Origin of the sequence: Streptomyces sp. NPDC059080 (assembly GCF_042739975.1) — a bacterium.
Classification (GTDB): domain Bacteria; phylum Actinomycetota; class Actinomycetes; order Streptomycetales; family Streptomycetaceae; genus Streptomyces; species Streptomyces benahoarensis.
Map to the genome: position 1 here is coordinate 72,253 of NZ_JBHYGX010000004.1, position 21,114 is coordinate 93,366.

Here is a 21,114-nt window from a genome sequence, read left to right on the forward strand (position 1 = left end):
GCCCCGGAAACCCCGCCCCGCCCCCCACCGGGGCCCCGGTCGGGGGCGCGGCAGGGGCCGTGCGGCGGATCAGGCGTCGCCGCCCGCCTCCCCGGCGTCGGCGGCCGTGACGTCCAGCAGCTCGTAGCGGTCGATGGCCTGCTTCAGCAGCGAGCGGTCGACCTTGCCCTCCTTCGCCAGTTCGGTCAGCACACCGAGCACGATCGACTGCGCGTCGATGTGGAAGAAGCGGCGGGCGGCGCCACGGGTGTCCGCGAAGCCGAAGCCGTCGGCGCCCAGCGACTGGTACGCACCGGGCACCCAGCGCGCGATCTGGTCCGGCACCGAACGCATCCAGTCCGACACCGCGACCTTCGGGCCGGGCGCGTCCGCCAGCTTGCGGGTGACGTACGGGACCTGCTGCTCCTCCTCGGGGTGGAGCAGGTTGTGGCGCTCGACGTCCACGGCCTCGCGGCGCAGCTCGTTCCAGGAGGTCGCCGACCAGACGTCCGCCTTGACGTTCCACTCGTCCGCCAGGATCCGCTGGGCCTCCTCGGCCCACGGCACCGCGACACCCGAGGCGAGGATCTGGGCCGCGTGCTCGCCCTTCTCCCCGGCCTTGATCCGGTGCAGACCCTTGAGGATGCCCTCGACGTCCACGTCGGCGGGCTCGGCAGGGTGCTGGATCGGCTCGTTGTAGACGGTCAGGTAGTAGAAGACGTCCTCGGAGTCCTCGCCGTACATCCGGCGCAGACCGTCCTTGACGATGTGCGCGATCTCGTAGCCGTACGCCGGGTCGTAGGCGACACACGCCGGGTTGGTCGAGGCCAGCAGCTGGGAGTGGCCGTCGGCGTGCTGCAGGCCCTCGCCGGTCAGCGTCGTACGGCCGGCGGTCGCGCCGAGCACGAAACCGCGCGCCAACTGGTCGGCCATCTGCCAGAACTGGTCGCCGGTCCGCTGGAAACCGAACATCGAGTAGAAGACGTAGACCGGGATCAGCGGCTCGCCATGGGTGGCGTAGGCGGAGCCCGCGGCGATCAGTGAGGCGGTGCAACCGGCCTCGGTGATGCCGTCGTGCAGCATCTGGCCGGTCGGCGACTCCTTGTAGGCCAGCAGCAGTTCGCGGTCGACCGACTCGTAGATCTGGCCCAGCGGGTTGTAGATCTTCGCCGACGGGAAGAACGCGTCCATGCCGAAGGTGCGGTACTCGTCGGGCGCGATCGGCACGAAGCGCTTGCCGATCTCCTTGTCCCGCATGAGGTCCTTCAGCACCCGGACGAACGCCATGGTCGTGGCGATCTTCTGGTGCCCGGAGCCCTTCTTGGCACCGGCGTACGCCTTGTCGTCCGGCAGCGCCAGCGGCTTGGCGCGCACGACACGGGTCGGCACATAGCCGCCCAGCGCCGTGCGGCGGTCATGCATGTACTGGATCTCTTCGGAGTCGCGGCCCGGGTGGTAGTACGGCGGCAGGCCGTCCTCCAGCTCCTTGTCCGGGATCGGCAGCCGCAGCCGGTCGCGGAAGCCCTTGAGGTCCTCGACCGTCAGCTTCTTCATCTGGTGGGTCGCGTTGCGGCCCTCGAAGTTCGGGCCGAGCGTCCAGCCCTTGACGGTCTGCGCGAGGATCACCGTCGGCTGGCCCTTGTGGGCCTTGGCCGCCGCGTACGCCGCGTAGATCTTCTTGTGGTCGTGACCGCCGCGTCCCAGGTGCAGGATCTGGTCGTCGGTCATGTTCTCGACCATGGCGCGCAGCCGGTGGTCGCCGCCGAAGAAGTGGTCACGGATGTACGCGCCGGTCTCGGTGGCGTACGTCTGGAACTGACCGTCGGGCGTGGTGTTGAGCTTGTTGACCAGGATGCCGTCGCGGTCCTGCGCCAGCAGCGGGTCCCAGCTGCGGTCCCAGACCAGCTTGATGACGTTCCACCCGGCGCCGCGGAACTGCGACTCCAGCTCCTGCATGATCTTGCCGTTGCCGCGGACCGGGCCGTCCAGGCGCTGCAGGTTGCAGTTGACGACGAAGGTGAGGTTGTCCAGCCCCTCGCGCGCGGCGATGGAGAGCTGGCCCAGCGACTCCGGCTCGTCCATCTCGCCGTCGCCCAGGAAGGCCCAGACGTGACTGGCGGAGGTGTCGGCGATGCCGCGCGCCTCCATGTAGCGGTTCATCCGCGCCTGGTAGATCGCGCCGAGCGGGCCCAGGCCCATCGAAACGGTCGGGAACTCCCAGAAGTCCGGCATCAGCCGCGGGTGCGGGTAGCTCGACAGACCGTTGGGGGCCTTGGACTTCTCCTGGCGGAACGCGTCCAGCTGCGCGTTGGAGAGCCGGTCCAGCAGATACGCGCGGGCGTACACGCCGGGGGAGGCGTGGCCCTGGAAGAAGATCTGGTCGCCGCCCTTGCCGTCGTCCTTGCCCCGGAAGAAGTGGTTGAAGCCCACGTCGTACAGGGAGGCGGAGGAAGCGAACGTGGCGATGTGACCGCCGACGCCGATACCGGGGCGCTGCGCCCGGGAGACCATGACGGCCGCGTTCCACCGGGTCGCGTTCAGGACCTTGCGCTCGATCTCCTCGTTTCCGGGGAAGAACGGCTCGTCCTTGGTGGCGATGGTGTTGACGTAGTCCGTGCTGCGCATCTCGGGCACGGCCACGCGCTTCTCGCGGGCACGCTCGATCAGTCGAAGCATGAGGTAGCGAGCTCGTTCCCGGCCTCGCTCATCGACGGCAGCGTCGAGCGAGTCGAGCCATTCCTGGGTCTCTTCGGGATCGAAGTCCGGGACCTGGCTGGGAAGGCCGCCAATGATGATCGGGTTTCGATCGGATCCGGAAGCCACGCTGTTCCTTCGTGTTCGGGTCATGTCGTGCTCTGCACGCGATAGCTGCTGCGCACGCGGTCGGATGGTGTCTCTCTGTGGTGTCTGTCGGCGGTCGCGCCGCTTTCCATCGTGTACCGAGACATCGCGATACGTCATCTCTACCGAGGGGTAACCCCAGGCCGGGGGCCGATGGCGGCGCGGGCCGCGGTGACAGGTCGGCCAAATCGCAACCATACGCCCATGTCGACGGAGGGTGACGTACTGAGGTACGTCATCCGCATGGGTGTCCGAGGGGCGGGTAGAACGTCTAGGAGGGATCGCCGCGACTGTCCACACCGCAAACCCGGCAGATCGTCGTGAGGTACATCACTTCGGCCTGTCCGGACGGGGTCGCAGTTGCGGCGAGACGCCGCCAATCGTCACCGTTTAGGCGGTCTCCGCGGCCGGGTACTTGCGCGATCCGTCCCGCCCGTGTGGACTACGCCCAATGCTCCGCGCACGCGCGGGGCGTTCCAGAGCATTTCCGAAACACGACAGGAGGCAATCCGTGAGCGCGACCGCGGACCACGCGGAGGAGCGGACCAACCCTGCCGCCAGGCTGGGGTTCGAGCCCGGGCAGGTGGTCCAGGAGATCGGCTTCGACGACGACGTCGAGCAAGAACTCCGCGAAGGTATTGAGGCCGTTATCGGCCAGGACCTCGTCGACGAGGACTACGACGACGTGGCAGACGCCGTCGTGCTGTGGTTCCGGGACGACGACGGTGACCTCACGGACGCGCTGGTGGATGCCATCGGCCTGATCGACGAGGGCGCCCCTGTGTGGCTGATGACGCCCAAGACCGGGCGCGAGGGCTACATCGAGCCGAGCGACATCAATGAGGCCGCGCAGACCGCGGGTCTGTCCCAGACCAAGAGCATCAACGCGGGCAAGGACTGGTCGGGCAGCCGGCTGGTCACGCCGAAGTCCGGCAAGCGCTGAGCGGCCTCTTCCGCCAGCCGCACCCGAGCCCCCTCCGGATCTGTCCGGAGGGGGCTCGGTGCCGTCCGGGGACGGCCTCCGGCGCGCGCGGGCGGGCGCGTAGGGTTGGGCCGATACCCGTTTGAACGTGAGCGAAGGGATGTACCCCATGGCGATCGAGGTCGGCACGAAGGCTCCGGATTTCGAGCTGAAGAACCAGCACGGCGAGCTGGTCACGCTCTCCCAGTTCCGTGGTGAGAAGGCCGTCGTCCTCCTCTTCTACCCCTTCGCCTTCACCGGCGTCTGCACGGGCGAGCTGTGCGCGCTCCGCGACGAGCTGCCCAAGTTCGTCAACGACGACGTGCAGCTGCTGGCCGTCTCCAACGACTCCCCGTTCTCGCTGCGCGTCTTCGCCGAGCAGGAGGGCCTTGAGTACCCGATGCTGTCGGACTTCTGGCCGCACGGTGAGGCGTCGCGCGCGTACGGCGTCTTCGACGAGGAGAAGGGCTGCGCGGTGCGCGGCACCTTCGTCATCGACAAGGAGGGCGTGGTCCGCTGGTCGGTGGTCAACGGTCTGCCCGACGCGCGCGACCTGAACGAGTACGTCAAGGCGCTCGACACCCTCTGAGCGACGCCGTGGGTGGCGCCGGTTCCCGCCGCAGCCGACATTCGCCAGTGATATCTGCGATCGGCGGGAACCGGTCACTAGGATCGATTCGTTGATCCGATGCCATGCACGATGGGGGCGCAAAAAATCTTGACGTACCCCTCGACTCTATGGGAGGACTCGTGGGAGTCAGCCTCAGCAAGGGCGGCAACGTCTCGCTGACGAAGGAAGCCCCCAATCTGACCGCCGTGCTCGTCGGTCTGGGCTGGGACGCGCGTACCACCACCGGTACGGACTTCGACCTGGACGCCAGCGCTCTGCTGGCGAACGACCAGGGCAAGGTGGCCAGCGACCAGAACTTCGTGTTCTTCAACAATCTGAAGAGCCCCGACGGTTCGGTCGAGCACACCGGCGACAACACCACCGGTGAGGGCGAGGGCGACGACGAGGCCATCAAGGTCAATCTCGCCGGTGTCCCCGCCGATGTCGCGAAGATCGTCTTCCCGGTGTCGATCTACGACGCCGAGACCCGCCAGCAGAGCTTCGGCCAGGTCCGCAACGCGTACATCCGCGTCGTCAACCAGGCCGACGGCAACGAGCTGGCGCGCTACGACCTCAGCGAGGACGCCTCGACCGAGACCGCCATGGTCTTCGGCGAGCTGTACCGCAACGGCGCGGACTGGAAGTTCCGCGCCATCGGCCAGGGGTACGCCTCGGGGCTGCGCGGCATCGCGCAGGACTTCGGCGTCAACGTCTGACCGCTCGCGGGCCCGCGGCCCCCGAGGCGCGACGCCCGCGACACCGCTTGACCACGTGCGGCGCCGTACGCCCCGCAAGGGGGTGCGGCGCCGCACGCGCGCACAGGGGCGGCGGCCCAGGGCGCGCCGCGGCCCGTCACGACACCGGGGAGGATCCGAACACCATGAGCGTCACACTCGCCAAGGGAGGCAATGTCTCCCTGTCCAAGGCCGCGCCGGACCTCACACAGATCATGGTCGGTCTCGGCTGGGACGCACGGTCCACCACAGGGGCCCCTTTCGACCTGGACGCCAGCGCGCTGCTCTGCGCCGGGGGCCGGGTGCTGGGCGACGAGTACTTTGTCTTCTACAACAACCTCAAGAGCCCGGAAGGCTCCGTTGAGCACACCGGCGACAATCTCACCGGTGAGGGCGAGGGCGACGATGAGTCGATCCTGGTCGACCTCACCGGCGTGCCCGACCGCGTCGACAAGATCGTCTTTCCGGTGTCGATCCATGAGGCGGATCTGCGCGGCCAGAGCTTCGGTCAGGTCAGCAATGCCTTCATCCGCATCATGAATCAGGCCGACGGCAGCGAACTCGCGCGGTACGACCTGAGCGAGGACGCCTCCGCCGAAACGGCGATGATCTTCGGTGAGGTGTACCGCTACCACGGAGAATGGAAGTTCCGGGCCGTGGGCCAGGGGTACGCGTCGGGTCTGCGGGGCATCGCTCTAGACTTCGGGGTCAACGTTTCGTAAAGGCGCCACGCCGTGTACGCGGGGGCCCGCAGCGCTAGGGAAAGAAATGGGTAGGCAGTGCTCCTGAAAACCTTTGGCTGGTCGTTCGCCGTCACGGTGGTCGGCCTCGCCGTGGCCGGTGTGCTCTGGGGGTGGCAGGGGCTCGCAATCGTCGGGATCCTCTCCATCCTGGAGATTTCGCTCTCGTTCGACAACGCGGTCATCAACGCGGGCATCCTGCGCAAGATGAACGCCTTCTGGCAGCGGATCTTTCTGACCGTCGGCATTCTGGTCGCGGTCTTCGGCATGCGGCTGGTGTTCCCGGTCGTCATCGTGGCGATCACGGCGAAACTCGGGCCGATCGAGGCGGTCAAGCTCGCCATCAACGACAAGGCCCATTACCAGGAGCTGGTCACCGCCGCCCACCCGGCCATCGCGGCCTTCGGCGGCATTTTCCTGCTGATGATCTTCCTCGAATTCCTTTTCGAGGAGCGCGACCACAAGTGGCTGGCCTGGATCGAGAAGCCGATGGCCCGCCTCGGCAAGCTCGACACCCTCTCCGTGATCGTCGCGCTGGCCGCGCTGCTGGTGGCCGCCGTGACGGTCGCCACGAACGTCGCGCACGGCGGCGGTGACAAGACCGCCACGGTCCTGCTCGCCGGTGTCGGCGGTCTGATCACCTACCTCGTCGTCGGCGGTATCTCCGGGTACTTCGAGGACAAGCTGGAGGATGACGAGGAGGACGAGGAGGACGAGGACGAGGCCGCCGCGACGCCCGCGAAGAAGGGAGCCGGCGCCGCCGTGGGCCTGGCCGGTAAGGCCGCGTTCTTCATGTTCCTCTACCTGGAGGTCATCGACGCGTCGTTCTCCTTCGACGGCGTGATCGGCGCGTTCGCCATCACCAACGACATCTTCGCGATGGCGCTGGGCCTGGGCATCGGTGCGATGTACATCAGGTCGCTGACGGTCTTCCTGGTCCGCAAGGGCACCCTCGACGACTACGTCTACCTGGAGCACGGCGCGCACTACGCGATCGGCGCGCTCGCCGTCATCCTGCTCGCCACCATCAAGTACGAGATCCCCGAGGTCGTCACCGGTCTCATCGGCATCGTGCTGATCGGGCTGTCGTTCTGGTCCTCGGTGGTGAAGAACCGCCGCGAGGCCGGGTCCGGCGACGGCGCCGAGGTGAAGGCCGAAGTATCCTCCGGCGTGTGACGCCGGCCTGATTGAGGAACGCTCTCAGCGGGGCGGCCACGGGGTGCGGACCTCGGGCCGCCCCGTTGTCATCGGGCCGAGCAGTGGGGTGGGCAAGTGTCGTTCCTCGGGAACTTCTGGCGCGGCGGTGCGCCGGTGTTCGACAACGGCGGCGGGTCGTACGTCGTCGAGCTGACGAAGCGGAAACCGGTGGTCTCGCTCAGCAAACAGGGCGCGGACCACGGCCATATGCGGGTCAATCTGCACTGGCAGATGCGGACCACGGATCTGGGGGACCGCAGCAGGCGGAGCCTGCGCTCCCTGCTGCGGCACCCGAGCCGGATGTTCACGCCCGAGGTGGTGCAGTCGCAGGGCCCGGCGGTCGTCCAGATCGACCTCGACCTGGCCTGCATGTACGAGCTGAAGGACGGCACCAAGGGCGTGGTGCAGCCGCTCGGCGACTTCCTCGGCGACCTCAACACCGCGCCGTATGTGCAGCTCAGCGGCGACGACCGGTTCGGTTCGCCGTCCGGCGAGACGCTGTACATCAACATGGACCAACGCGATGAGATCAAGCGGCTGCTGATCTTCGTCTACATCTACGACGGCACGCCCGCCTTCGACCGTACGCACGCGGTGGTGACGCTCTACCCGACCACCGGGCCGCGGGTGCAGATCCGGCTCGACGAGCGGGCGCCGCAGGCCCGGTCCTGCGCGATCTTCACGCTGGAGAACAGCAAGGGCGAGCTGACGGTGCGCCGCGAGGTGAAGTACGTCTACGGCTTCCAGGCGGAGCTGGACCGGCTCTACGGCTGGGGACTCCACTGGGGCCGGGGCTACAAGTCGAAGGCGTGAGTCCGGGGCCACGCCCGGCCGGTCGCCGCGCCGGGCCCGCCCGCCGTCCGTCGCGCCCCGGGGTGCGCCTCCGTCGTGGGGCCCGCCCCGGGGCGCGGCACTCTCAGCGCCGTTGGAACTGCGGGCCCTGGGGCGGCAGGACGAAGGCGGGCTCCGGCGCGGCCGGTTGCTGTGGGTAGCCGTACGCCGGGGGCTGCTGAGGGTAGCCGTACGCGGGCTGCGGCTGGTACGGCGGCGGGCCCGGCTGCTGGTACGGCGGGCCGGGGTAGCCGTAGGCAGGCTGGGCCGGGGGCTGGGCGGGCGGCGGGGGGACGTGCTGCGGGTAGCCGTAGCCGTAGCCTCCGGTCGCCGGGGAACCCTGCGGCGGGGCGAGGGGGAAGGCGTCGGGCAACTGGCCGGGGTCCGGGACGTACTGGGTCGCGGCGTCCGGGTCGGACGCGGGGTGACCGCCGCCCGCCGCGGCGACGGGCGGGGCGGCCGCCTCCTCGGGCCATGCGGACGGCGGCGGGACCACCGGGCCGTCGGCGCCGCCCACCACCGGGGGGCCGTCCGGGAGCGCCGGGGCGGCGGGGTGCGGGGCCGGTGCGGCGGACGGGCCGGACGGCTCGGGGGGGTGGCCCTCGCCGTCCTCCTCGACCGAGATCCCGAACTCCGTGGCCAGGCCGAGCAGTCCGCTGTCGTACCCCTGGCCCAGCGCGCGGAACTTCCAGCCACCGGCGCGCCGGTAGAGCTCACCGCAGATCAGGGCCGTCTCGTTGCCGGTGTCGGGCACGATGTCGAAGAGCAGCAGCGGTTCGCCGTCGCCGCCCGCCGCGTCGTACAGCAGGACCCGCAGGTCCGGCACGTTCCCGAAGGTTCCGCCGTCGGCGGAGGCGGTGAGGAGGACGCGGTCGACGGAGGCGTCGAGCGTGGTGAGGTCGGCCTCCAGAGCGTCGGTCAGGCTCTCGCCGACCGGGGTCTTGGCCAGGTGGCGGACGCCGCAGCCGGGGTGCTGCGGCTGGTTGTAGAAGACGAAATCCTCGTCGGAGCGCACGCGTCCGCCGGGCCCGACCAGCAGCGCCGAGGCGTCGACGTCCGGGACGTCCGCGCCGGGTGTCCACCGCAGGACGGCGCGTACGGCCGTGGTGTCCACGGGTACGTTCGACCCTTTCAGCATGGCGTGCGTCATAGCGCAATCCTGCCTTCCCCGAGGCCGGGCGGACAACGCGGGGCACCGGCCGGTGGGCGCGCGGGGCGGGCGTACCGGGGCGATTTCCCGCCCGAGGGAACTTTCCGTCGCCCCCCGCACGTACGATTATCGGCTGGATCCAGAGGTCAAGACGCAGCGGGTGTGCCCGGTTCGCGCCTGTATACGGGGAGTTGTATGCGGCATTTTGGGCATCTCGGGCCCGACATCCGGAAGAAGTTGTTCCACCAAGAGCCGGTGGAGTTCACCGCAGCCTCGCCCGCCCGCACCCTCGCGACCGCGCTCGGCGCCACGCTCTACAGTCCCGCCACCCGGCCACGGCTCGCCGACGACATCCGCAAGCAGAGCGGGCGCGGCGTCGTGTCGATGGTCCTCTGCCTGGAGGACTCCATCAGCGACGCCGAGGTGGTGGCCGGGGAGGACAACCTCGTCCGGCAGTTCGCGCTGCTCGACGCGGCGGCCGAAGGCGGCGCCGACCTCCCCCTCCTCTTCATCCGCGTCCGCACGCCCGACCAGATATCCGATCTCGCGCGGCGGATGGGGCCCGCGGTGCGTCGCCTCTCCGGCTTCGTCCTGCCGAAGTTCACCGCGGAGCGCGGCGCCGCGTTCCTGGAGGCCCTGCGCGCCACCGAAGCCGCCTGCGGCCGGCGGCTCTTCGCGATGCCGGTCCTGGAGTCCCCGCAACTGCTCCACCTGGAGAGCCGCCGCGAAACGCTGGCCGGGATCGCCACGACCGTCGACGCCCACCGCGACCGCGTCCTCGCCCTGCGCCTCGGCGTCACCGACTTCTGCTCCGCATACGGACTGCGCCGCGCGCCCGACATGACCGCCTACGACGTCCAGATCGTCGCCTCCGTCATCGCCGACGTGGTCAATGTGCTGGGACGGGCCGACGGCAGCGGGTTCACCGTCACCGGGCCGGTGTGGGAGTACTTCCGGCTGCACGAGCGGATGTTCAAACCGCAGCTGCGCCGCAGCCCGTTCCAGGGCCGCGCCGAGGAGCTGCGGACGGCGCTGATCGAGCACGACATGGACGGGCTGCTGCGCGAGATCGAACTCGACCGCGCCAACGGCCTGCTGGGCAAGACCTGCATCCATCCCTCGCACGTCGCGCCGGTGCACGCCCTCTCGGTCGTCAGCCACGAGGAGTTCAGCGACGCCGCCGACATCCTGCGGCCCGAGCGCGGCGACGGCGGCGTCCTCCGCTCCGCGTACACCAACAAGATGAACGAGGTGAAGCCGCACCGCGCCTGGGCCGAGCGCACCCTGCTGCGCGCCGAGGCGTTCGGGGTGGCCCGCGAGGGCGTCGGTTTCGTGGAACTGCTCACCGCGAGCGTGCCGCAGGACTGACCGCGGCGGACGGAACGGACGACGGGCGGCGCACGGCGCGACCGCCCCGCGGGCCCCGCACGGCGCCCGTACGCACAGGGAATTCGACGGAGGAGAAGAAACGCGTGGTGTGGACGGGAGAATGGGTGGCTCGGCGGCTCGGGGTCTCGCTCAGCGGCGGGGACCAGCTGCCCGGGCTGCTGGGGCTGGCGCTGCGGCGCAACCCCAAACGGGCCCATCTGCTCGTCTCGCATGTGCTCGGCAAGCATGTGCCGCAGCGGCCCGGTGTGGTGCACGGCGTCGGCGTGGGGCTGGGCCGCCGGGTGCGGGCGCTGCTCGGTGACGACGCGGCGTCCCGCGCGGTGGTCCTCGGGTACGCCGAGACGGCCACCGGACTCGGCCACTCCGTCGCCGACGGCCTGGGCCTCGCGCCGTATCTGCACTCCACCCGCAGGCCGGTGGCGGGCGTCGCACCCGCCGGCGGTTTCGAGGAGGAGCACTCCCACGCCACCTCCCATCTGCTGCTGCCCGAGGTTCCGGCGCTGCTCGCGGGCGACGGTCCGCTGGTCCTCGTCGACGACGAGTTCTCCACCGGCCGCACGGTCCTGAACACCATCAAGGCGCTGCACGCGCGCTTCCCCCGGCAGCGGTACGTCGTCGTCGCCCTCGTCGACATGCGCTCCGAGCGCGACCGCCGCCACCTGGAGAAGTGCGCCGCCGACCTGGGCGCCCGCGTCGACCTCCTCGCGCTCGCCGCCGGGGGCGTACGGCTGCCCGCCGACGTCCTGCGGCGCGGCCAGGAGCTGGTCGCCGCCCATGACGCCCCGGAGGAGGCACCGCCCGTCACCCCGCGGAACGCCGCCGTCCGGACCGATCTGGCCTGGCCGGACGGCCTGCCGGACGGCGGCCGCCACGGCTTCACCCCCGCCCACCGCGCCCGGCTCGACGCGGCGCTGCCCGCCATGGCCGACCGGCTCCGCGACCACCTCGGCGCCGCCCGCCGCGTCCTCGTGCTCGGCAACGAGGAGCTGATGTACGCACCGCTGCGGCTGGCCCACGCCCTCGACCAGCGGCTCGGCGCACCCGACGGCTTCGGCGCCCTGGACGCCGAGCGCGCCGCCGAGAGCTGGGCCGCGGACGGCACCGGCCACGACGACGGTCCCGCGGTGTTCTTCTCCACCACCACCCGCTCCCCGGTCCTCGCCGTCGACGACCCCGGATACGCCCTCCGCACCCGCCTCACCTTCCCCGCCCACGACGACCCGGCCGACGGCCCCGGCCCGCGCCACGCCTACAACGTCGCGCCCGGCGGCGACCCGGCCCGCCGCTTCGACGCGATCGTCGCCGTCGTCGACTCGCACGGCGACACCCCCGGGCTCCACGCCCCCGGCGGCCTGCTGGACCGCCTCGCCGCCCACACCGACCGGCTGCTCCTCGCCGTCGTTCCCGCCCACACCCCGCGGCCCGCCGCCGCGGACCCCGCACCACACCGACAGGCCCCGACCATGCCCCTCCCCGAACCGCTGCGCGGCCCCGCGTTCTCCTCGTACGCCCCCGAGGAGGTCGGCTGGCTGCTCCAGGACCTGTCCGCGGTGACGCTGGAGGCGCCGACCGAGGAGCGTGAGGAAGCCATCCAGAACGGCGGCGCGCACTACGCGGAATCGCTGCCCGTCGAGTACCAGCCGTCCCAGCGGTACCAGGCGCTCTTCCACGCCGCGCTGGAGACGTCCGCCGCCCGCATCGCCCGCGCCGTCGGCGCCGTCACCGAGACCGTCCTCGCCGAACTCCCGCGCCGCCGCGGCCACCTCACGGGCCCGCCGCCCCGGCCGGTACTGGTCTCGCTGGCCCGCGCCGGGACGCCCGTCGGCGTGCTGATGCGCCGCTGGGCGCACCACGCGCACGGCCTGGACCTGCCGCACTACGCCGTCTCCATCGTCCGCGGCCGCGGCATCGACACCACCGCACTGCGCTGGCTCGCCGCCCACCACGACCCGGCCGATGTCGTCTTCGTCGACGGCTGGACGGGCAAGGGCGCCATCACCCGCGAACTCACCGCCGCACTGGCGGAGTTCCCCGGCTTCGACCCGCGCATCGCGGTCCTCGCCGACCCCGGCGGCTGCGTCGGCACCTACGGCACCCGCGACGACTTCCTCATCCCGTCCGCCTGCCTCAACTCCACCGTCTCCGGGCTGATATCCCGCACCGTCCTCCGCGACGACCTGGTGGGGCCGGACGACTTCCACGGCGCCAAGTTCTACCGCGAGCTGTCCGGCGCAGACCTCTCCGGCACCTTCCTCGACGCGGTCACCGCCCGCTTCGCCGAGGTCGCGGACGGCGTCGCCGCCGATGCCGCCCGCCTGGCCACCGAGGACCGCCGCCCCACCTGGGAGGGGTGGGACGCCGTCGAGCGGATCAGCAAGGAGTACGGCATCGACGACATCAACCTCGTCAAGCCCGGCGTGGGGGAGACCACCCGGGTGCTGCTGCGCCGGGTCCCGTGGAAGATCCTCGCCCGCCGCGGCGCCGGACCCGACCTGGACCACGTACGCCTGCTCGCCGAGGAACGCGGCGTCCCCGTCGAGGAGGTCGGCGAGCTCCCCTACGCCTGCGTCGGGTTGATCCACCCCCGCTACACCCGCGGGGCGACCGGCGCCGACGGACGGAGGGCGGCCTGATGACGACCACCCTTGTCGCCAGTGACCTCGACCGCACCCTGATCTACTCGGCGGCGGCGCTGGACCTCACCGTGCCGGACGCCGAGGCGCCCCGCCTGCTCTGCGTCGAGGTCTACGAAAGGCGCCCGCTCTCCTACCTGACGGAGACCGCGGCGGCGCTGCTCACCGACCTGGCCGCCCGGGCCGTCTTCGTCCCGGCCACCACCCGCACCCGCGAGCAGTACCAGCGCATCCGTCTGCCCGGCCCGCCGCCGCGGTTCGCGGTCTGCGCCAACGGCGGCCATCTGCTGGTGGACGGCGTACCTGACCGCGACTGGCAGCGCACGGTCGCCGCCCGCCTAGCCGAGGGCTGCGCCCCGCTCGACGAGGTCCACGCCCATCTGGTCCGCGCCGCCGACCCCGCCTGGCTGCTCAGGGAGCGGACCGCCGAGGACCTCTTCGCGTACCTCGTCGTGGAGCGGGCGCTGCTGCCCGACGGCTGGATCGAGGAGCTGACCGCCTGGGCGGACGGCCGCGGCTGGTCCGTCTCGCTCCAGGGCCGCAAGGTCTACGCGGTGCCGAAGCCGCTGACCAAGAGCGCGGCGGTCGCGGAGGTCCGCCGCCGCACCGGCGCCACCAAGGTCCTCGCCGCGGGCGACTCCCTGCTCGACGCCGACCTCCTCCTCGCCGCGGACCGCGCCTGGCGCCCCGGCCACGGCGAACTGGCCGCCACCGACTGGCACGCCCCGCAGGTCACGGCCCTGACCGAACGCGGAGCCGCCGCGGGCGAACGCATCCTCCGCGCTTTCCACGAGGCGGTACGGGAGGGGGACGGGGCCCGGGGCGCGCTCGCGTGACGGTGCGGGGGCCCGGGCGGCCCGGCGCCTCGGGGCGGGGCCGGGCCGGGCCGGATGCATCCGAGCAGGTCAGCGGCAGCTACGGTAGGAGGCGAAGACCTCCGGGCGTGGTGTGTTCCTGGACAGCTCCATCACACCGGGGGTCTTCTTCCGTACCCGCGTCCGGGGCCCGCGCCCCGGATGCCGCTACGTGGCGGGCGCGGGATCAGCCGCAGCAGCCGCCTCCGCAGCAGCCGCCGCCTCCGCCTCCCGAGGGCGCGGGCGCCGGGGCGGATCCGGCGACGGCGACGGTGGAGAGCAGCTTCACGGTGTCCTCGTGCCCGTCCGGACAGACGGCGGGCGCGGCGGACTCGGCCATCGGCCGGCTCAGCTCGAAGGTGGAACCACAGGGACGGCACCGGTACTCGTAACGAGGCATGGCGACAGATTACGGGCTGTCCGGCCCGCGGCCCCGCCCGGCACGGGACGCCGCCGGGCGGGCACCCGGCGGCGGCACGTCCGGCCCGGTGATCAGGCCCCGGCCCGTCCGGTGTCCGGCGCCTCGCCCTTCCGTAGCTGATCCAGCGCCGCCTCCCGGGCTGCCGTGGGGCCGGGGGCGGGTGTCGGCCGGTGGACCGCCTCGGGGTGACGGGCGCGCCAGTACGGGTTGTCGTGGGACAGTCCGCCGCTGACCCGCCCGTACATACCGAAGATCACCAGCAGCAGGCCGACCACGAAGCTGAACAGCACGTTCTGGATCTTGAACGCGAGGAAGTTCGCGTCGGTCTGCAGCAGCGCCAGGTTCGCGAAACCGCTCAGCAGGAACAGCAGGCCCAGCACGATGTTGAGCGTCGACGCGAAGTTGCCGCCGATGACCATGCCGCCGAACAGCACTACGCCCACGACGATCGACAGGACGCTCAGCGCGCCGTTGGTGTTCAGCCCGGCGACCGTCGCGCCACCGGTGTCGAAGAACCCGATCTTGTCGATCAGACCGAGAATGCCGAACGCGACCAGGACCAGGCCCATCAGTCCCGCGCCGACCCGGTACACCTTGCTGAGCCGGTGATCGATCGGCAGATGCTCGTCGAGTCGGGTGTGGCGCAGCTTGCCCCCACGGAACAGATTCGAGGGTCCGTGCAGACCGTGCGGTCCGACCCTCGTGGTTCCGGTAGCCCCAGTGGTAGCCATCTCCGGCCTCCCTCGCGCAGAACGTGCCGCTTGGGCTGTGTTGCTTTCCAGGATCCGTCAGGGGGTCGGGTCACGCCAATGCGCCGCGGGCCGGCCCGGCTCAGCCCCCGCCCCGCTCCTCCCTGATCTCGCGGACCACCCGCGCGGCGGTCTCGCGTACCGCCTCCGTCTCGGTCAGGAAGTGCCACCAGTCGGGGTGACGGCCCTCCAGACCGGCGACCGCGCGGTCCAGCCGGGCGACCGCGTCGTCCAACGGGCGCGCATGGCGGGGATCGGGCGTACTGCGGCCCGTCATCGCCAGCCGCTGGGCGTCCCGGACCGCGAACCGCGTCCGGTCGACCTCTTTCTGCCGGTCGAAGGAGACCGCGTCGAGCCGCTGCAGACGGTCACCGGCTGCCGAGACCGCGTCGTTCGTGGTGTCCAGCAGCGCCCGGACCGTCGCCAGCAGGCTCGTCGCGTCCGCCCACCGCTGCCCGTCCCGCGCCCGCTGGGCCTCGCGCAGCTTCGTCCCGGCCTGCGCCACGGACTCCGCCGCCTGCTCGGGGACGCGCTGGAGATCCTGCCAGCACGCCGCGCTGTACCGCCGCCGCAGCTCGCTCAGCACCGGATCGACCTGCCCGGCCCGCGTCGAGATCGCCTGCGCGCGGGTGCGCAGCGACACCAGGCGCTTGTCGATCTCGGCCGCCCGCTCCGGCAGCCGCTCGGCCTCCGCCCGCAGCTCCTCGCCCCGGCGCAGCACCTCGTCGGCGCGCCGGATCGTCTCCTGCACGCCGTGCCGGCCGGCGCCCTCGTTGAGCTTGGTCAGCTCCGGTGCGAGCGCCGCCAGCCGGGCCGCCAGCTCGTCGGCCGTCAAGCCCTTGGCGCGGACGGCGTCCAGCGCGTTGCTCGCCGCGAGCAGCGCCTGCCGGGCCCGCTCCACGGCGGGCGCCAGCCGCGCGAGCTGCGTCTCCGCCGCCGCCAGCAGCGGGCCCAGACCCTGCCCGAAACGGTCCAGATCGGCCTTGGCGCGCTCCAGCTCCTCCCTGGCCCGCGTCAGATCGGCCCGCGCCCGCCCGGCGGCCGCGCCATCCAGATCGTCGCGGTCCAGGTCATGGGCGTCGACGGCCGTGATGTACCCCTGGCTGACCTCGTCGATCCGCCGGATGAACCCCTCGTACTCCTCGGCCGCCCGGCTCGCCCGCGGCGAGTTGTCGACCGCGGTGATCGTCTCCAGCGAGATGCGCAGATCCCGCTGCGCGGTGTCCAGCTCGTAGAACGCCGCCGCGGCCGCGTCCTTCGCCGCCTGCGCCTCGGCCCGCTGACCGTCCCCACGCCCGAACCACCGCCGCGTACCGCCCCCGGCGAACGCCGCCGGAGCCACCGCGACCAGCAGCGGCAACGGCAGCAGCACCAGCGCCACCGCCTCACGCAACGGCCCCCCGCGGGCCCGACGGCGTGCTCGCTGCTCGTACGGCTGCGTGTGTGTCGCCGTCACATCCCTCTCCCGATCGGATCGCCCCGGAACCGGCTGCCATTCTCCCACTCGGGAGAAACGAACACACCGGCCGGTAAGTTCGCGATACGCCCGCTGGCTTGCAGTTCGGCCCGTACGGCAAGGTAGTCTGTCGCCTCGACCAGGGCGCATAGCTCAGCGGTAGAGCGCTGCTCTTACAAAGCAGATGTCGGCGGTTCGAATCCGTCTGTGCCCACCAGCGAAAAGGCCCCTCGCCGATCATGGCGAGGGGCCTTTGACATCCACGTTTGACATCAACGGGTGCCGTCAGCGACGGCGCGGCTTCAGCATCCGGTCCATGTGGGCCACGGCTTCCCGCTTCAGCGCGTCGGGGACGTGCGTGTAGATGTCCATGGTCACGCTGATCTTGCTGTGCCCAAGAATCTCCATCGCGACGCGGGGATGGACGTTGCCGGCCGCGAGCAGGGTCGCCGCACCGTGCCGGGCATCGTGGACCCGGATGCGGGGGAGGTCCGCTTTGGCCGTCAGCCGGTGGAACGACCGCAGGGCGTTGCTTCCCTCGACCGGCTGCCCGGTGCGCGTGGTGAAGATGAGATCGCTTTCGTGCCAGCCGGCACCCGCCTTGATCCGCATTGCTTCCTGGCGCAGGCGCTGCCAGCGAAGAGGCGCCACGCAGAGCAGGGGCAGTGGGAGGGTCCGCTTGCGACGGTTCTTCGTGTCGTCCTCGTAGTACTCACCACGGACCCGCTGACGCTGCTTGCGGATCTGTACCGTCCGGCCGTCGAGGTCCACGTCCTGCCATCGGAGCCCGACGATCTCACCCCGCCGCAGTCCGAGCCCCACCGCGAGCATGAAGGCCGCGTACAGCGGGTCGCGCCGGGAGACGAGGATGAAGGCGAGCGTCTGCTCCAGCGTCCAGAGCTGCCCCTCGTACGTATCCACCTTCGGGGCCTCCACCAGCTTCGCCACGTTGCGGGTGATCAGCTCTTCCCGACAGGCGGCCGACAGCGCGGAACGAAGAACCCGGTGTGACTCCTTCGCCGTCGCGGATGTGTTGGCCTTGCTGATCTTCGAAAGCGCCGTCCGTACGTCACGGGCGCTCAGCTTTTCCAGGCTCTTCTTGCCCAGCTCCGGCACGAGGTAGAGGCGGATGTGGGTCTCGTACTTCGCCGCGGTGGTGCGCTTCCGCTGGGGTTTGACGATCTCCTCCAGCCAGTACGGCAGCCATTCGGCGAGCTTGGCGGAGCGGGTGGGCACGGGGATGCCCTGGTCGGCCTTGTCGAGGAGTGCGCGGCGCTTGGTGTCGCATTCGGTCCAGGTCTTGCCGTAGGCGTACTTGCGGGCGCGGGTGCCGTCGGGCTGGAGGACGTAGACGGCGGCCTGGTAGCGGCCGTCCTTGCGTTGGGTGATGGTGCCAGCGCCATTGGGGTTGCGCTTGCGGGGCGTGGACATCAGGCGGCCTCCTCGATGCGGTCGCGGATGTAGTCCGCCAGGGCGTTTTCGGGGATGCGGCGGGATCGGCCCTCGGTGATCGAGATGAGGCGCTTGGAGCGGATGAGGTCGTAGACCTTGGAGCGTCCGTACTTCAGCCGGGTCATGACCTCCGGCACGGTGAGCAGTTGTCCGGTGGCGGTGGTCATGCCTGTGCGTCTCCTTCGGCTTCGTGGTGGGCGGGCGGTTCGTGGGTGGGTTGGCGGTCGGGGGAGAGGGAGGCGGAGAGCCATTCCTCGCCGGGCGTGAGGCCGGTCCCTGCGAACGTCCAGTGCGAGAGGACGAGGGTGGTGGCAGGCGCCGGGGCGGGCGATTCGGTCTGGAGGCGGCGCCATTCGGCTCGGGCGGTGCGGAGGGCGCCGAGAGTCGTGGAGTAGTGGCGGGTCTTGGTGGAGAAGTGGCCGCGGAAGCCGAGCATGTGGGCCCAGGCGCGGAGGCGGAGGTGTTCGAGGTCGCGGCGGGCGCCGAGGGTCCAGGCCGTGCGGATCAGGCGGCGGGCGTGGTCGCTGACGTCGAGTTGGGCGAGTTCGGCGAGGAACTTGAGGGGGCGGTCGAGGGTTCCCGTCGCCGTCTCGGCGCCCTTGGTGGCGTACTTGGCGATGTAGGCGGCGACGGCGCGTTCGGTGAGAGCGGTGCCGCCGTCGAGGTCGGCGGAGCGGATCGGGCGGATGTCGAGTTGCTTGCCGAGGGTGAAGGTGTGGGGTCTGCCGTCGAGGGTCGGGCCGTGGACGGTGGTCTTGGCGGTGGCGGCCTGGATGGCGTCGGTCAGGAGGTCGACCGTGGCCCAGGCCGGGGGCGGGGCGTCGCTGCCGGTCGGGCCGTCGAGGCGGATGACGGCGTGGAAGTGGACGGCGCCGCGCTTTTGGTACTCGGCGACCTTGGCGAACGAGATGCGGGCGTGGTGGCGGAAGGCCCGTTGGGTCAGACCGGCCCGCTTGGCTATCTCCCGGCGGAGGTAGATCGAGAAGCGCCGCCACAGGGCGCCGGCGTGGGCGTTCCAGAGCACGGCCGCTTCGTAGTCGTACGTGTCCGGGTTGATCGGGGTGCCCAGTTCGGCAGCGTCGTCGGGGTGGCGTGTGCCGCAGCGGCAGGGGCGGACGGTTTTGCCGGGTCCGGTGGGGCGGTTGTGGACGGGGCCGAAGGACGGGGCGGTGAAGGTGGCGAACACGCGGGGGTGGGTGGCGACGTGTTCAGGGGTGCCCTTGCCGCCGCGCAGGCCGGTGGTGATCAGTTGGTAGGTGTCGCGGCGGTAGGTCTCGGCGCAGGCCGGGCAGCGGGTGGTGCGGCGGTTGTTGCAGCGGACCAGGAGGTGACCGGCGGGCAGGTCGGTGGCGTGGAGTTCGGAGAGGATCTGCCCGGTGGCGGGGTGGATCTCGGTGCGGTGGCCGTCGAGGCGGATGGGGTGGCCGCATCCGCCCAGTCCCCGGAGTTGCCGGAGCAGGGCGGGCATGGTGCCGAGCGAGGCCAGGGCGGCCAGGTGCGTGAGCGGCGGAGTGGTGCGGGCGGGCATGGGGCGAATGCCTCCGTTCAGCGGCGGTGGTGGGAGTTGGTGAGGAGCGAGCGCAGGACGACGGCGCAGATGGCGACGGAGATGGCCCCGACCGCGACGGCGGTGAGAAGAGCGGTGAGCACGACGCCCACGGCGACGACGGCGAGCGCGGCTCCGGCGCCGGTTGCGATGAGCGGGGCAAGCGGACGGTGGGGAGCCGGGGCCTGAGTCACCGCATGCGCCGGGGCGGGGGCGTGGTGGCATGCGCACGCGGGCTGAGGGACCGCCTGGGGCGGGAGCGTCACGGCGGTGGTCGGGACGGGCGGAGCTTCCGGGGGCTTCGGGTTCAGGAACACAGCGAATCTCCTGTCAGCTAGTCGTCTAGATGTGTTTGCCGTTGGCGAGATGGACGCCGGTGCGGGTGCCGGACTCCACGGCGGGGGCGAGGAAGGTGTGGGCGAGCCAGAAGCCGAAGAGGGCGATCACGAGGGCGGCCCACATGCGGATGCCGAGGAACTTGATCGCGGCCCAGGCGACGACGCCGAGGACGAGAACCAGAGGAAACGTGACGGTCACGGGCGGGCCTTTCAGCGGACGGGGCAGCGGTGGGTACGGGCGGCCGGTTCGGCGGCGGCGCGGCTGTCGTAGTCGGCGGAGAAACCGCAGCGCGGGGCGGTGCATGCGGCGGTGTGCTTCTCCCGGCCCCGCAGGTCGTAGGCGGTGCCGATCTGGACGGGGCCGATGCGGACGACGTTGCGGAAGCGGCGGTGGGCGGGCATCAGCAGTCCTCCGGTGCGCGGGTGAAGTCGTCGGCGTGGTCGGTCAGCCAGCGGGCGATCTCCTGGCTTTCGTCCGGGTCGGCGGAGCGGATGACGGGGTCGGCGGTGGCCATGGCTTCGGCGAAGCGGTTGTTGCGGGTGAGTTCGGCGGCGCGCTGTAAGGCGCGGAGGGTGGACGGACGCACTGGGCGATCTCCTTCAGAGGTGGGCGGCGATGGCTTCGGCGAGCTGCGTGGGGACGCCGAGGCGGGTGCGCAGGGTTGTGGTGTCGATGGGGGCGCCGGTACGGGTGTGGTGGTCGGCGGCGATCCGGCGGGCGTGGGCGACCAGGGCGGCGGGGACGGGTGGCGCGGAGGGCGTGGAGTCGGGGGACTCGGGCTCCGGCTGCTGGGGCTCGACCTCAGGAGTCGGAGTGGGCATGGTTCCTTCCGGTTCCGGCGCGGGCGTAGTCTCGGCCTCACCCCGTTGCGGACCGGAGTGCGCCAGCAGCGATCCGCCGAGGAAGGCGACCGCAGGCCACCCCGCGACGAGAATGCGCAGCCAGGGTGGGACGTCATGCAGATCCAGGAGGCCGGCCGTGGCGACGTTGGCGCCGAGTGAGGCGGTCAACGCAATGACGAACCAGCACCACCCGGCCCGCCTATCCACACCGGATCGCAGCCGCCGCCAGGCCACCATGAGCAACAGGTCCACCGAGACGGGATAGGCCCACGCCTTCCAACCGTCCTGCCCGGCCGCCACCGCGATGTCGTGCAGGTGAGCGAAGGACAGTGCGGCGGCGATGACGGCTTGGACGAGTACCGCGTCCACGCGGGCGAGGTACGCACTCAT

22 protein-coding genes and 1 tRNA gene are annotated in these 21,114 nt (G+C 71.3%); 10 read left to right on the plus strand and 13 right to left on the minus strand.

From position 1 onward, the window contains the following. Positions 1-69: 69 nt before the first annotated feature. Positions 70-2,802 (minus strand): pyruvate dehydrogenase (acetyl-transferring), homodimeric type, encoded by a 2,733-nt coding sequence (gene aceE / locus ACFWWQ_RS04085; RefSeq protein WP_384589710.1) that lies wholly within the window; start codon positions 2,800-2,802, stop codon positions 70-72. Positions 2,803-3,331: 529 nt separating this feature from the next. Between aceE and ACFWWQ_RS04090 the strand changes: the two genes are divergently transcribed. The 6 genes from ACFWWQ_RS04090 (at position 3,332) to ACFWWQ_RS04115 (ending at position 7,875) form a co-directional block, all read left to right on the plus strand. Continuing rightward, positions 3,332-3,763, plus strand: coding sequence for a DUF3052 domain-containing protein (locus tag ACFWWQ_RS04090; protein WP_384589713.1), 432 nt, complete (start codon positions 3,332-3,334; stop codon positions 3,761-3,763). A gap of 148 nt (positions 3,764-3,911) precedes the next feature. Then, positions 3,912-4,370, plus strand: coding sequence for a peroxiredoxin (locus tag ACFWWQ_RS04095; protein WP_384589717.1), 459 nt, complete (start codon positions 3,912-3,914; stop codon positions 4,368-4,370). A 161-nt stretch (positions 4,371-4,531) separates the two neighbouring features. Further along, positions 4,532-5,107: a TerD family protein gene (locus ACFWWQ_RS04100; protein ID WP_384589720.1), complete on the plus strand. Its 576-nt coding sequence runs from the start codon at positions 4,532-4,534 to the stop codon at positions 5,105-5,107. A 164-nt stretch (positions 5,108-5,271) separates the two neighbouring features. Then, positions 5,272-5,847, plus strand: a complete 576-nt coding sequence (locus ACFWWQ_RS04105) for a TerD family protein (RefSeq protein WP_384589723.1) — start codon at positions 5,272-5,274, stop codon at positions 5,845-5,847. A gap of 57 nt (positions 5,848-5,904) precedes the next feature. Further along, positions 5,905-7,041: a DUF475 domain-containing protein gene (locus ACFWWQ_RS04110; RefSeq protein WP_384589726.1), complete on the plus strand. Its 1,137-nt coding sequence runs from the start codon at positions 5,905-5,907 to the stop codon at positions 7,039-7,041. Between the two features lie 96 nt (positions 7,042-7,137). Next, a complete protein-coding gene (locus tag ACFWWQ_RS04115; protein WP_384589729.1) occupies positions 7,138-7,875 on the plus strand; it encodes a Tellurium resistance in 738 nt (245 codons plus the stop codon). Positions 7,876-7,978: 103 nt separating this feature from the next. On the opposite strand, the gene ACFWWQ_RS04120 is transcribed toward ACFWWQ_RS04115, so the two are convergent. Next, positions 7,979-9,043 carry a TerD family protein gene (locus ACFWWQ_RS04120; RefSeq protein ID WP_384589732.1) on the minus strand — a complete coding sequence of 355 codons (1,065 nt, stop codon included), beginning with the start codon at positions 9,041-9,043 and terminating at the stop codon, positions 7,979-7,981. Positions 9,044-9,238: 195 nt separating this feature from the next. On the opposite strand from ACFWWQ_RS04120, the gene ACFWWQ_RS04125 reads away from it, so the two are divergent. From ACFWWQ_RS04125 to ACFWWQ_RS04135, 3 genes are all read left to right on the plus strand, one after another. Then, a complete protein-coding gene (locus ACFWWQ_RS04125; protein WP_384589735.1) occupies positions 9,239-10,411 on the plus strand; it encodes an HpcH/HpaI aldolase/citrate lyase family protein in 1,173 nt (390 codons plus the stop codon). 104 nt (positions 10,412-10,515) lie between these two features. Then, positions 10,516-13,065 (plus strand): phosphoribosyltransferase, encoded by a 2,550-nt coding sequence (locus ACFWWQ_RS04130; protein ID WP_384589738.1) that lies wholly within the window; start codon positions 10,516-10,518, stop codon positions 13,063-13,065. Beyond that, positions 13,065-13,901 (plus strand): HAD family hydrolase, encoded by an 837-nt coding sequence (locus ACFWWQ_RS04135; RefSeq protein WP_384589740.1) that lies wholly within the window; start codon positions 13,065-13,067, stop codon positions 13,899-13,901. The genes ACFWWQ_RS04130 and ACFWWQ_RS04135 overlap by 1 nt, the downstream gene beginning before the upstream one ends. Positions 13,902-14,106: 205 nt before the next feature. On the opposite strand, the gene ACFWWQ_RS04140 is transcribed toward ACFWWQ_RS04135, so the two are convergent. From ACFWWQ_RS04140 to ACFWWQ_RS04150, 3 genes are all read right to left on the minus strand, one after another. Beyond that, entirely contained in the window at positions 14,107-14,319 is a 213-nt protein-coding gene (locus tag ACFWWQ_RS04140; protein ID WP_143944668.1) for a zinc ribbon domain-containing protein, read from the minus strand. 92 nt (positions 14,320-14,411) lie between these two features. After that, positions 14,412-15,071, minus strand: coding sequence for a DUF4383 domain-containing protein (locus ACFWWQ_RS04145; protein ID WP_384589745.1), 660 nt, complete (start codon positions 15,069-15,071; stop codon positions 14,412-14,414). A gap of 100 nt (positions 15,072-15,171) precedes the next feature. Then, positions 15,172-16,545 carry a hypothetical protein gene (locus ACFWWQ_RS04150; protein WP_384589748.1) on the minus strand — a complete coding sequence of 458 codons (1,374 nt, stop codon included), beginning with the start codon at positions 16,543-16,545 and terminating at the stop codon, positions 15,172-15,174. A 142-nt stretch (positions 16,546-16,687) separates the two neighbouring features. Here ACFWWQ_RS04150 and ACFWWQ_RS04155 point away from each other — a divergent pair. Further along, a tRNA-Val gene (locus tag ACFWWQ_RS04155) sits at positions 16,688-16,762 on the plus strand. A 68-nt stretch (positions 16,763-16,830) separates the two neighbouring features. Here ACFWWQ_RS04155 and xerC read toward each other — a convergent pair. The 8 genes from xerC to ACFWWQ_RS04195 form a co-directional block, all read right to left on the minus strand. Beyond that, positions 16,831-17,976, minus strand: coding sequence for a tyrosine recombinase XerC (xerC, locus tag ACFWWQ_RS04160; protein ID WP_384589751.1), 1,146 nt, complete (start codon positions 17,974-17,976; stop codon positions 16,831-16,833). Next, a complete protein-coding gene (locus tag ACFWWQ_RS04165) occupies positions 17,976-18,164 on the minus strand; it encodes a helix-turn-helix domain-containing protein (protein ID WP_100606026.1) in 189 nt (62 codons plus the stop codon). Before ACFWWQ_RS04165 ends, xerC begins: the two co-directional genes overlap by 1 nt. Next, the gene (locus ACFWWQ_RS04170) at positions 18,161-19,465 is read right to left on the minus strand and encodes a replication initiator (RefSeq protein WP_384590283.1); all 1,305 of its coding nucleotides are present in this window, start codon (positions 19,463-19,465) and stop codon (positions 18,161-18,163) included. The genes ACFWWQ_RS04165 and ACFWWQ_RS04170 overlap by 4 nt, the downstream gene beginning before the upstream one ends. Before the next feature lie 77 nt (positions 19,466-19,542). Then, positions 19,543-19,737 (minus strand): SpdD protein, encoded by a 195-nt coding sequence (locus tag ACFWWQ_RS04175; protein ID WP_384589754.1) that lies wholly within the window; start codon positions 19,735-19,737, stop codon positions 19,543-19,545. A 148-nt stretch (positions 19,738-19,885) separates the two neighbouring features. Next, positions 19,886-20,080 carry a hypothetical protein gene (locus ACFWWQ_RS04180; RefSeq protein ID WP_384589757.1) on the minus strand — a complete coding sequence of 65 codons (195 nt, stop codon included), beginning with the start codon at positions 20,078-20,080 and terminating at the stop codon, positions 19,886-19,888. Positions 20,081-20,091: 11 nt separating this feature from the next. After that, positions 20,092-20,283, minus strand: coding sequence for a mobile element transfer protein (locus ACFWWQ_RS04185; RefSeq protein ID WP_384589760.1), 192 nt, complete (start codon positions 20,281-20,283; stop codon positions 20,092-20,094). Continuing rightward, complete coding sequence (locus tag ACFWWQ_RS04190) at positions 20,283-20,468, minus strand: hypothetical protein (RefSeq protein ID WP_384589763.1); 186 nt, start codon at positions 20,466-20,468, stop codon at positions 20,283-20,285. Before ACFWWQ_RS04190 ends, ACFWWQ_RS04185 begins: the two co-directional genes overlap by 1 nt. Before the next feature lie 13 nt (positions 20,469-20,481). Next, a complete protein-coding gene (locus ACFWWQ_RS04195) occupies positions 20,482-21,114 on the minus strand; it encodes a DUF2637 domain-containing protein (protein ID WP_384589766.1) in 633 nt (210 codons plus the stop codon).